The sequence below is a fragment of the Myxacorys chilensis genome, from assembly GCF_059505265.1.
Genome location: NZ_JCACKG010000109.1, coordinates 1 through 10,858 on the forward strand (window position 1 = coordinate 1; position 10,858 = coordinate 10,858).

Annotated in this window: 10 protein-coding genes; 6 read left to right on the top strand and 4 right to left on the bottom strand. The window is 49.9% G+C overall.

Going from position 1 to position 10,858, the window contains the following annotated elements; all coding sequences use genetic code 11:
• Positions 1 to 70: 70 nt before the first annotated feature.
• Both AC5JLB_RS08215 and AC5JLB_RS08220 read right to left on the bottom strand, forming a co-directional pair.
• Positions 71 to 421: a transposase gene (locus AC5JLB_RS08215; protein ID WP_495873341.1), complete on the bottom strand. Its 351-nt coding sequence runs from the start codon at positions 419 to 421 to the stop codon at positions 71 to 73.
• A gap of 340 nt (positions 422 to 761) precedes the next feature.
• Positions 762 to 1,499, bottom strand: a complete 738-nt coding sequence (locus AC5JLB_RS08220; protein ID WP_495873342.1) for a phycocyanobilin:ferredoxin oxidoreductase — start codon at positions 1,497 to 1,499, stop codon at positions 762 to 764.
• Positions 1,500 to 1,558: 59 nt separating this feature from the next.
• On the opposite strand from AC5JLB_RS08220, the gene AC5JLB_RS08225 reads away from it, so the two are divergent.
• From AC5JLB_RS08225 to AC5JLB_RS08235, 3 genes are all read left to right on the top strand, one after another.
• The gene (locus tag AC5JLB_RS08225) at positions 1,559 to 2,413 is read left to right on the top strand and encodes a serine/threonine protein kinase (RefSeq protein ID WP_495873343.1); all 855 of its coding nucleotides are present in this window, start codon (positions 1,559 to 1,561) and stop codon (positions 2,411 to 2,413) included.
• A 40-nt stretch (positions 2,414 to 2,453) separates the two neighbouring features.
• On the top strand, positions 2,454 to 3,854 hold the full coding sequence (locus AC5JLB_RS08230; protein WP_495873344.1) for a serine/threonine protein kinase: 1,401 nt from the start codon (positions 2,454 to 2,456) through the stop codon (positions 3,852 to 3,854).
• 69 nt (positions 3,855 to 3,923) lie between these two features.
• Entirely contained in the window at positions 3,924 to 4,100 is a 177-nt protein-coding gene (locus AC5JLB_RS08235) for a Sec-independent protein translocase subunit TatA/TatB (protein WP_495873345.1), read from the top strand.
• Between the two features lie 84 nt (positions 4,101 to 4,184).
• On the opposite strand, the gene cphA is transcribed toward AC5JLB_RS08235, so the two are convergent.
• Together cphA and AC5JLB_RS08245 are read right to left on the bottom strand one after the other, a co-directional pair.
• A complete protein-coding gene (cphA, locus tag AC5JLB_RS08240) occupies positions 4,185 to 6,902 on the bottom strand; it encodes a cyanophycin synthetase (protein ID WP_495873346.1) in 2,718 nt (905 codons plus the stop codon).
• Positions 6,903 to 7,338: 436 nt separating this feature from the next.
• The gene (locus tag AC5JLB_RS08245) at positions 7,339 to 8,154 is read right to left on the bottom strand and encodes a cyanophycinase (protein ID WP_495873347.1); all 816 of its coding nucleotides are present in this window, start codon (positions 8,152 to 8,154) and stop codon (positions 7,339 to 7,341) included.
• Between the two features lie 348 nt (positions 8,155 to 8,502).
• Between AC5JLB_RS08245 and trmD the strand changes: the two genes are divergently transcribed.
• The 3 genes from trmD (at position 8,503) to ispF (ending at position 10,790) form a co-directional block, all read left to right on the top strand.
• A complete protein-coding gene (trmD, locus tag AC5JLB_RS08250) occupies positions 8,503 to 9,213 on the top strand; it encodes a tRNA (guanosine(37)-N1)-methyltransferase TrmD (protein WP_495873348.1) in 711 nt (236 codons plus the stop codon).
• 42 nt (positions 9,214 to 9,255) lie between these two features.
• Entirely contained in the window at positions 9,256 to 10,236 is a 981-nt protein-coding gene (locus tag AC5JLB_RS08255; protein WP_495873349.1) for a DUF1517 domain-containing protein, read from the top strand.
• A gap of 68 nt (positions 10,237 to 10,304) precedes the next feature.
• Positions 10,305 to 10,790, top strand: a complete 486-nt coding sequence (gene ispF, locus AC5JLB_RS08260; protein ID WP_495873350.1) for a 2-C-methyl-D-erythritol 2,4-cyclodiphosphate synthase — start codon at positions 10,305 to 10,307, stop codon at positions 10,788 to 10,790.
• The last annotated feature ends 68 nt before the right edge of the window (positions 10,791 to 10,858 follow it).

A 10,858-nucleotide genomic window follows, 5' to 3' on the forward strand; every position in this document is an offset into this window, starting at 1 on the left:
TCCTCCATTCCAACAGATTCACCAGCCAAAAACAACAGATCTATAGCATTACCGGGTAACCGATCGATGATCAAATCCCGTGGATATGGTTGGGCATGACGATGAATGCGTTTAATTGAACGTGGGGAAACCGATCGGGAATTTCCCACCACAATTTTTGGGCAATTTCACCCGCGATCGACAAATCCATAATTCCATTCTGAATATTGCCAAAGAAATGCTGCCGATTCTGGGTGCAAATGGTGATGAAATATGCGCCATTTCCGGCGTAATCCCATCCAGGTTTGCGGGCTGATTCAATCCGGTATTTGTTTTTGTATAGGGTCATGGTCAGTTCCCGTTGGCAAATTACCAATGACCCTAAAATGCCCGCAATAAATGATGCGATCGCGCCGCATCGATCGACGATCGCACCGTTCAATCATCAACCCCGCACCTTCGCTCTCCAACCTCAAACATTCGCCGTTGATGCTCAGAGGTTCAAGCGCGAATGTTTAAGGTTCGTCGTTGAATGTTTGGGCTGCATCGCTGATGTTCAGAGGTTCAAGCGTGAAAGTCTAAGCATCAACGGCGAATGTTTGAGCTTCATCGTTGAAAGTCTGAGCATCAAGCGTGAATGTTGATCATTCAAGCGCGAATGTTTGACCTTCATCGCTGATGCTTAGAGGTTCAAGCGTGAATGTCCGAGCTTCATCGTTGAATGTTTGAAGTTCAACGACAAACCCCGATCGCTCCACCACCAAGATTTCATCTCAGCTAGCCTATTCCACCACATCAAACAAAACGGTAGTAAGATAGCGCTCTGCCCACGCCTCACCAAACGCCTTCTCCAACACCCGCCGCGTCTTATCATTCAACTGCTGTTGAGCGCAGTAATAGCGCTGACTCGCCAAAATCTCATCCCGTCGTTCTGGCGTCGGAGCCGTAGCGATCGCCCGTTGACAATGCACCTCCAAATACTGAATCACCCGCGACAAAAACGCCTTTTCCTCCTCCGGATTCGTCGGACGCACCAACAGACAGAAATTCGAGAAAATATCGCCCCACTCTGGAACCGGGCGCTGTTCAGAAAACTCCACCGTTGGCAATGCACTTAAACTGGCTTGATATTCCACAGACAGCGATCGCGCCTCATCCGTAGGCGAGAGATCCACGATCGCCATACTAATCGCCTGTCCGCGCCCCCCGACCAAATCTGTCCCAAACATCGGTAACGCATACTCCGGACGGGGAAACATAACGCAATGCAGAATATCCAACATCGTCCCCACCTTCGCGAGTTCCATATGCAGCTTCCGAAACTGAGGAGCTTCGTAGCACGCATTCTCAATCACCAACTTTTCGCCCTCCATCCGTCCTTCGACGTAGCCCAAATCCTCTGGTAATCGGTACGGAGATAGATCTAGATAACGCTGCCATGTGGATTCGATGGCGTTTGCTAAATTCCGGATTAAGGGATGCTGCTGTTCACGAATAGATGAGGCTGAAAGGGAAGACATAAGAAAGGGATAAACAAGGTTTGTTTCAGGATATCAGTTTGAAGGTTGTGACAGAGGTTATGGCGACTGTAAAGAGTAGACTGGGACAAACAATTGTGGGTCAAGTATTAAGCGATCGCTACATCATTGAACGAGAACTGGGTCAACAAGCGAGTCGCTCGACCCTGCTTGCCAGAGATCTTCAGTCCAATCAACAGGTGGTCATTAAGCTTCTACCCATCGATGAGAAGGTGCGACAGGACGATCTGAACCTGTTTGAGCAAGAGGCAGAAATTCTCAAATCCCTGTCTCATCCCTGCATTCCAACCTATTTAGACTATTTTCAGCAGACTCTTCCGACGGGGCGATCGCTGGCATTGGTGCAGACCTATGTAAACGGGCGATCGCTCGAAGACTGCTTTACCGCCAACCGCACTTTTACCGAGGCAGAAGCCAAGCAAATTGCAAAGTCCATCTTATACATTCTGATTTATTTACAAAGCCGCCGTCCCGCGATCGTGCATCGAGATATCAAGCCCAGCAGCATTATTCTTGCTAATAAAAAAGTCCATTTAGTCGATTTTGGCTCCGTCAGAACCCTGTTTAATCAGCACGACGGCATCGCCTTTACGCTTCTCAGCACGCACGATTACTCACCCCCAGAGCAGTTAAGTGGACAGGCACTAACGGCATCCGATTTGTATAGTTTGGGGCTGACCATCATTGCGATCGTCACGAGCAAACGTCCCTTTCAGCTACTGCACAAAGACAACCGGATCAATTTTGAACAACTCAATTGTGAACCGTGGTCTAACCTCACTCCAGAATTTGCAGATTGGCTCATGTGGATGACAGAAATTGACCTAGAGAACCGCTTGAAATCTGCTATGCAAGCGCTGCAGGCTCTGGATGCGGCTCAAGTGAGAAAGGCATAGGATAGAAGCAGCGATCGAGAATGCATTTCAGACAACGCTTATGTATCTCCTAGCAAATCGTTATCAGCTTGAACGGCAACTGGGCAAAAAAGCAGGTCGACAGACGTTTCTCGCCCGAGATACTCAGACCGACACTCTTGTGGTGATCAAACTGCTTCTGTTTGGCAGTGATTTTGGCTGGGATGACCTCAAACTATTTGAGCGTGAAGCCGCAACGCTACAAGGACTATCTCATGCGGCAATTCCAAGCTATCTAGATTATTTCGAGGTTGATGAACCCGCTCGTAAAGGGTTTGCCCTGGTTCAAACTTATATTGATGCGCTGTCGCTAGAACAACACCTAAAAGCCGGACGCACCTTTAGCGAAACAGATGTTCAGCAGCTTGCTCAAGACTTATTGGAAATCCTGACCTATTTACACCAGCGTCAACCGTCTGTCATTCATCGCGATCTCAAACCGAGTAACATCTTGCTAGGAAACCGTTCTGGAAATAGTCCTGGTCAGGTTTATCTTGTTGATTTTGGGTCTGTACAAAACTGCGTTGCCAAAGAAGGCGGCACAAGGACGATCGTTGGAACCTATGGCTACATGCCACCAGAGCAGTTTGGCGGACGAGTTGCTCCAGCGTCTGACCTCTATGGTTTGGGGGCAACGCTGATCTACCTTGCAACGGGACAACACCCGGCTGACCTGCCGCAAGATGACTTGCGCATTGAATTTGAATCGTTGGTGAGCCTCCGTCCAGCGCTGGTAAAGTGGCTGAGACACATGACAGAACCAAGCCTAAAGAAACGATTTCGCACCGCCCAAGAAGCCCTCAATGCTCTCCAAGCTCCGCAAGTTGCATCCGTTACGGTTCAACAAATTGCGGTTCAACAGCCCGTAGGCAGCAAGATTCGTCTCACTCAAACCAGCCAAGCTTTTGAAGTTCTGATTCCGCCGAGCGGGTTTCATATTACAGGAGTTTTCTTGGCTCCCTTTGCGATCGCGTGGAATTCATTCATCTTTTTCTGGTCGCTGTTTGCCCTTCAGATTCCATTTCCATTGAATATTCCATTTCTGTTATTTTCTCTTCCGTTCTGGAGCGTTGGCATCACGATGGCGCTTGGCGTTTTGTTTCCGATGTTCGGCTCAATGCGCCTAAAAATTGATGCTCAAAAGATTTCACAAACCTGGGAAATGTTTGGATTTGAGTATTCGCGTCCACGTCCAGATCCACGTCAAAGTATCTATAAGCTCGTCTACATTCCTAGGCATTCGGTCAAAGATTCGGATGGCGATCGCGTCCAAAAGCCTGCCGTGCTTGAGATTCGTACCAACTGGAAAGAGTTTCAGTTGACGGCAACGAAGGGAGGACTTGGAATCGCCAGTGAAGCCGAACTGGAATGGGTCGCAAACGAGTTGAGCCAGTGGCTAAACATGCCGATTGAGCGAGGATAGTGTGTTCCCGCCCCTTCGCCCCTTAAAATGGAAACGACTAACTGGAGACGACACTAACTGGAGACGACTATGTTTAACCTGGGCTGGACTGAAGTGGTCATTGTCGGTGTCGTTGCAATTCTGATTTTTGGTCCAAAGAAGATTCCAGAGTTAGGCGGCACGTTTGGGAAGACGTTGCGGAGTTTTAAGGAGGGAATCACAAAGTCAGGGGATGAAACCGAGGATGATCACACCTCTGACGACTAGGGAGATAGCAGCCAACAATAGGCGGAGCCGATGATCAATTTGTGAATGCCCTCGATCATCGGCTCCATCTGCGTAATTCTCCAATTAGACACCCGAATGCGTTGAAACCGCTTCTTTAGACTGAAACGCCTCCGAGGCAACGATCGTTCTCTTCTCTGCTCCGCTTGATTCAACAGACGCGATCACCTGAACTGGATTGCGCTCCTCAATCAATTGAATCGCGCGATTGACGCTTTCAGGTAGAATCACGACGAGGCTTCCAGGGGACGCACCATCCAAAGCAGTATGAACAGCAGTCGTCTCATCTAGAATGACATCGTGCTGAGCGCTGGCGTTGACTTGAGTGATACCGAGCCGAATCCAGTTTGCTGCATCGCCGCGATCGCGCCCCCGCGTGTCGTCGTCTTCTTTAATGATGATGCGATCGAAGATGCCCGCCGACAGTCTTCCCAGCATCACCAGATCCTCGTTGCGACGATCGCCTGGACTGCCAATCACACCGATGCGTTCGCCCGTCGTCCAATTTCGCACAAATCCACCGAGTGCCTCATAGCTGTGGACATTGTGAGCATAATCAACCAAGGCATGGAACCGTCCCAAATCAAATAGATTCATTCGTCCAGGAGTCTGCTTGGTGGAGGCCTGGAACGTTACGAGCGCGGATCGAATGTCTTCGATCCGCACGCCTTGCGCAAAAGCCGCTAAGCTTGCTGCTAATGCATTCGCAATCATAAAGGGCGCTCGTCCACCCAAAGTTAAGGGGACATTGACCGCTTGCTCAATCCGGAGCGTCCAATCGCCTTTGAGGATTGATAGATACCCGTTTTCGTAGACAGCAGCCAGTCCCCCGCGTTGAGAATGAGCCCGAATCAGCTCATTTTCAGGATTCATGGAGAAATAAGCGACTTGAGCAGAAGTGCGTTCTGCCATCGCTGAAACTAAGGGATCATCAGCATTCAACACCGCGTATCCATTGGGCATCGTAGTCTCTGCAATGACGCCCTTCACTTTCGCCATGGCCTCAATGCTGTTGATATCCCCCAAGCCCAAGTGATCGGCAGCGACATTGAGGACAACGCCCACATCACATTGATTGAAGGCTAAGCCCGATCGCAGAATTCCGCCTCTTGCACTCTCTAAGACAGCAACTTCGACGGTCGGATCTTGCAAAATCAGTTGGGCGCTTTGAGGCCCTGTGTTGTCTCCCGGTTCAACCAGGTACTCCCCAATGTACGTTCCGTCGGTTGTCGTATACCCAACGATCTGGTTCGTTTGCTTGAAAATGTGGGCGATCAGGCGCGTCGTGGTGGTTTTACCGTTCGTTCCTGTAATCGCAACGATTGGCACACGACTAGGTGTTCCAGGAGGAAATAGCATGTCGATTACGGGTTCTGCAACGTTGCGAGGAATGCCTTCACTGGGGCAAACGTGCATCCGGAATCCAGGTGCGGCATTAACTTCAACAATGACCGCATCAACATCGCGCAAGGGCTGGGAAATATCGGAGGTGACAATATCAATTCCAGCGATGTCCAATCCGATGATTTTAACGACCCGTTGAGCTAACCAGGCATTTTCAGGGTGAATATCATCGGTGCGATCGATGGCAATTCCTCCTGTACTCAAATTGGCTGTGGATCTTAGATAAAATACTTCTCCCGGCTCTAACACGGTGTCGAGCGTGTAGCCTTTTTGATCGAGCAACTCCCACGAGGTGCGATCGACCTCAATTTTGGTCAGCACATTGTCGTGTCCTGTCCCTCGACGCGGGTCGCGGTTGGTTTCCTCGATCAACTCTGAAATTGTAGAATGCCCGTTCCCTAAAACATGCGCCGGAACCCGTTCTGCTACGGCAACCACTTTGCCATTCACCACCAGAACGCGGTGATCGCGCCCCTGATAGAACCGCTCGACAATCACCGATTTAGACACCGCTTTTGCCGCATCGTACCCTGCTTCCGCTTGTTTCCAACTGGTGATGTTGATTGTGATGCCGCGTCCGTGATTGCCGTTAAGCGGTTTGATGACAATTGGATAGCCCCCAACATCTGCGATCGCGTCTTCGAGTTCATCCAAATAGCTCACCACCGTTCCCCTAGGAACCGGAACCCCTGCTGCCCGCAGCACTTGCTTTGTCCCTTCTTTATCTGAAGCCAGTTCGACGCCTAAAATGCTGGTATGACCACTCAGAGTTGCCTGGATGCGCTTTTGGTGTGCGCCATAGCCGAGTTGAATCATGGCACGAGCACTTACCTCCATCCAAGGAATGTCTCTTGCCTCTGCTTCTTTGATTAGCGCTTCAGTACTTGGACCCAAAGCCGCTTCTGACGCAAGATCTCGAAGATCCTTTAAATCTTGCTCCAATTCTGACGCCGGGTAAGATCCTTGCTCAATGATGCCCTGGCAAATTCGCACTGCCGCCCGCGCTGCGTACCGCCCCGCTTGCTCATTCTGGTACTCGATCACCACCTGGTAGGTGCCCGGTTCTGCCGTCTCGCGGGTCCGCCCAAACCCAACTTCCATGCCCGCCAGTTCTTGCAGTTCTAAAGCGACATGCTCAACAATATGCCCCATCATGGTTCCGTTTTGCACGCGACTTAAAAAGCCCCCGCGACACCCAGGAGAGCAGAAATGTTCGACAAGAGACGGCAACGTGCTGACTAATCCCTCATAGAAGCCTGGAATTCCGTTAGACGGTATTTCTGCCAGCGTCTCTAAATCGAGGCGCATCACAATCAACTTGGGACGGCGGATGCTCCAGTAATTGGGGCCACGTAATGTCAGAATCTTCAGAATCTTCATATGAACGACGTAGAGGGGTTACGGACTGGCAGATAAAAGCGGAAATCAGCTCGCGATCGCGGAGCGAGCTTCCCTTGGAATCGCAAAGCTCTGTTGTTGAGTCGTGGCACGCAATCGCCTTTACCAATCGGATCAGTTATCCAGTGTGAGCGGTAAGAACCTCATGAAACTGTTCAGGATAAACAGTTTGTGCGATAAAGCGTCTCTGCAATCAACGTCAGTCTAGCTTACTAGAGGCTTGAGAACCGGTTGGTCATCAATGCACCATCTCAGGAAATTGCCTTTGAACACCTTGAACAATTGTCTGAGAGGCAACTGAGCAACATGTTGGTCAGCCTTGACCTAAACAATTAGGCATTGAGAATGACGATGGTTTGATTTAAAGAACACTGTGGCTTGATCAAAAATGCTGGTTTGATCAAAGCTGATTGTGCCCTCAGTGAGTTGGAAGGATCATTTTGCGTTTGTCTAAGTCAAAGCAGCGACCTGCATTAAGGATGTGAACGCGCAAATTGCTAATGCACAACGGATCAGTTCGGTTTACCTCAGCTTGATTGGTGTACGTCATCTCGCCTGGATCAACAATGGTAACGGCTCCTTTACCCATCACTTGTAACCTGCCATCGCCTTCAAACACAGCGCAGGTATCTTCATCAATGCCAACGCCCAAGCGATCGCGGTGTCCAGCGATCGCGCTCATCAGCCGCGCCATCCGATTCCGATTATGAAAATGCTGATCCACAATGACTTCAGGAATAATGCCCAGCCCCAAAGTCATATCCACCATGGAATGATTTGGCGTTTCCCCGCTCCCGCCGCCTGCGATCATGTGATGTCCCATCACCGCTGCCCCAGCACTGGTTCCCGCTAAGGTCACTTCCCCCGCTTGAGCGCGCGATCGCAAAATTGTCATCATCGGCGTATCTGCCAAGATACCGCACAGTCGGATCTGATCACCGCCCGTCATAAACACACCCGTGCAATTCGAGACATACTCCTGCAAAATCGGATCGCTGCACTGGTCGCGATCGCAGATGTTGAGAACCTCGATCGCTTTTGCACCCATGGTCTGAAAAATGCTGCGATAGCGCTCACCAATTAAGGTGGGTTCGCGGGAGGCACACGGTAAGATGGCAATGCGAGCATCTTCGCCACCAGAGCGCCCAAAAAAGCTATGGAGGATTTCGCAGCCATGGACTTTATCTTCTGCTCCCCCAATAACCATAATGGCAGTTTGAGTGCGTTGAGGCATGGTTGATTCGAGAGATTGCAAGGCTAAATGTAGCATGGGAAAGACTATGGGGTAAGGGTTTGGGGAATTTAAGCCGTTAGGGGACAAACTGGTTAGATCAGCACCGCTCAATTTTGTAAGTTTTAATTTTAGAAGGTCAAGTTGAGATGATGAAGATAGGTTAGATACGAAATTGAGCATAAGCTCACAATCCGTCCTCACTCATTTGCTGACGAACCAATCAGCCTTTTTAAGCCATTGGCGCTGATCGATTCTTACTCATAGGTTCCTACTTCAAAGGCTGAACTAGCAAAGTGCTGGACTAGCGGCTTTACTTGGGTTCAGCCCTACGATTCACAAATAACTTTTATGCGTTTTGATATTGTCACTTTGTTTCCTGATTTCTTTGGGTCTCCGCTCAGTTCTGGGTTGCTTGGAAAAGCATTAGCGAAAGGGATTGCAGAGGTTTATCTCACCAATCCACGAGACTTTGCGATCGACAAACATCGTCGGGTAGATGATGAGCCGTATGGCGGCGGTGTCGGCATGCTGATGAAGCCTGAACCGATCTTCGCGGCAGTTGAATCTTTGCCTGTTTTGCCTCGTCGGGATGTAATTTTTGTGACGCCTCAAGGTCAAGCGATGGATCAACCACTGTTGAAAAATTTATCTTTAAACTTTGATCAAATTATCATTATTTGCGGACATTATGAGGGCGTTGATGAACGAGTCATGCAGCTTGTCACGCGCGAAGTGTCGTTGGGCGATTTTGTCTTAACCTGCGGTGAAATTCCGGCTTTAGCCTTATTAAATGGAACGATTCGACTGTTGCCCGGAACGGTGGGTAAAGAAGAATCGCTCAAAGCAGAAAGCTTTGAAGCAGGGTTGCTCGACTATCCGCAATACACTCGCCCATCTGTGTTTCGAGAGTTGGAAGTGCCGCCTGTTTTACGCTCGGGCAATCATGCCGAAATTGAGCGCTGGCGCAGGCAGCAGCAGCAAGAGCGCACCCGCGATCGCCGTCCTGATTTGTACCAACAGTGGATCAATGAGCAGCAATCGTCCGAATGCGTAGAATAGGAGAGTGTAGATAGAAGTACCGTTAACGGACTACTTTAAGTCATGTCAAAGCCTTTTTCTCGGCTGCTTGGAGCTACGATCGCGAGCTACTGCCTGCTCAACTCGTTTAGCATTTCAGTGCCCAGTTCTCTTAAATCCCAAGCGTGGCGCATTGAGCAAGCTGCCCTTGCCAAAAGCAGTGGAGGGCGCAGTCGAGGCGGCTCGTTTAATCGATCGACGCCTTCTAATAGGGGGAGTCAGCGATCGCCAGAAAATTCCCGTGGGTCTGGAGGCGGTTATGGCTATGGCGGCGGTTATGGCGGTTATGGTTATGGTGGCGGCTATGGCTATGGAACCTCGGTAGGCGGCGGATTGTTCGGTTTAATGGCGCTGCTAGCGGTAGGCGGCGTTGGGCTAGTGGTTTGGTATTTGATCTGGGCAAACAGAGGCAAGCGATCTACAGGTAGCACTGAGCTAACGAATGACATCGTAACAGTCAGTAAAATTCAGGTGGCTTTGCTGGCTCAAGGCAAAGCGATTCAGTCCCAGCTTGCCCAAATTGTTGAAACGGCAGATCTAGACACACCGGAAGGACGGCAGCAGCATGTTCAAGAAGCCGCTTTAGCGTTGTTGCGAATGCCGGAAAATTGGTCGCATGTGCAGACGGCTTCGGAAACGGTGAAATCGCTGAACGAAGGCGAGAGCTTGTTTGAGAAATGGTCGATCATCGAGCGTACTAAATACACCGAAGAAACGCTAACCAACGTTGGTGGTAAAGTTACTCACAAAGACTACACGCTAGAGCCAGACCAAGAGCCAGCGTCTTACATTGTGGTGACACTACTGGTTGGAACAGCAGATGATAAACCGCTATTTCAAGAGGTGCGAACCACTGAAGCGCTGAAAGAGGTGTTGGCAAAAATTTCTAGCCTCAGTCCTGACTACCTGATGATTTTTGAACTGCTGTGGACACCTCAAGCAGAGGGAGATAGTCTGACTTACGATGAATTGCTGACCGAGTATACCGATATGCTGCAAATTTGATCGAGATTTTAAGGAGAGTCGTTACGCGGCATAATCGGTTAGGTGATACGAGTAATTGATCTAACAGAATGACCATCAGAATCGGAAATGGATACGATATTCATCGTCTGGTTGCAGGACGAGATCTTATTCTCGGCGGCATCAAGATTGACCATGAAACGGGATTACTGGGTCATAGCGACGCTGATGTTCTAACTCACGCCATTATGGATGCGATGCTCGGGGCACTCAGTCTTGGCGATATTGGGCATTACTTCCCACCGACCGACCCACAATGGGCTGGAGCAGATAGTTTGAAGCTGCTAGAACAGGTTCACCACCTGATCCGCGATCGCGGCTGGCAAATCGTTAATATTGATTCAGTCGTCGTTGCCGAACGCCCGAAACTTAAACCCCACATCGACGCGATGCGATCACGACTTGCCGAAGCGCTGCATCTCCCGGCGGATCGAGTAGGCGTTAAAGCAACCACCAACGAAAAGCTCGATGCCGTCGGCAATGAAGCCGCGATCGCATCGTATGCTGTCGTCTTGCTAGAGCCTCTATCGACGTGAAGTATCCCAACTTGCTCTAGGTTGTGTTGATAATTATGTGAAGTTGGGCTGAATAAGCTAAAAGGCGA

Excerpts from the sequence above, each read along its gene's own strand:
- AC5JLB_RS08225 (WP_495873343.1), top strand. The coding sequence starts at position 1,559 with ATGGCGACTGTAAAGAGTAGACTGGGACAAACAATTGTGGGTCAAGTA.
- AC5JLB_RS08255 (WP_495873349.1), top strand. The coding sequence starts at position 9,256 with ATGTCAAAGCCTTTTTCTCGGCTGCTTGGAGCTACGATCGCGAGCTAC.
- AC5JLB_RS08220 (WP_495873342.1), bottom strand. The coding sequence starts at position 1,499 with ATGTCTTCCCTTTCAGCCTCATCTATTCGTGAACAGCAGCATCCCTTA.
- cphA (WP_495873346.1), bottom strand. The coding sequence starts at position 6,902 with ATGAAGATTCTGAAGATTCTGACATTACGTGGCCCCAATTACTGGAGC.
- AC5JLB_RS08230 (WP_495873344.1), top strand. The coding sequence starts at position 2,454 with ATGTATCTCCTAGCAAATCGTTATCAGCTTGAACGGCAACTGGGCAAA.
- ispF (WP_495873350.1), top strand. The coding sequence starts at position 10,305 with ATGACCATCAGAATCGGAAATGGATACGATATTCATCGTCTGGTTGCA.
- trmD (WP_495873348.1), top strand. The coding sequence starts at position 8,503 with ATGCGTTTTGATATTGTCACTTTGTTTCCTGATTTCTTTGGGTCTCCG.
- AC5JLB_RS08235 (WP_495873345.1), top strand. The coding sequence starts at position 3,924 with ATGTTTAACCTGGGCTGGACTGAAGTGGTCATTGTCGGTGTCGTTGCA.
- AC5JLB_RS08245 (WP_495873347.1), bottom strand. The coding sequence starts at position 8,154 with ATGCCTCAACGCACTCAAACTGCCATTATGGTTATTGGGGGAGCAGAA.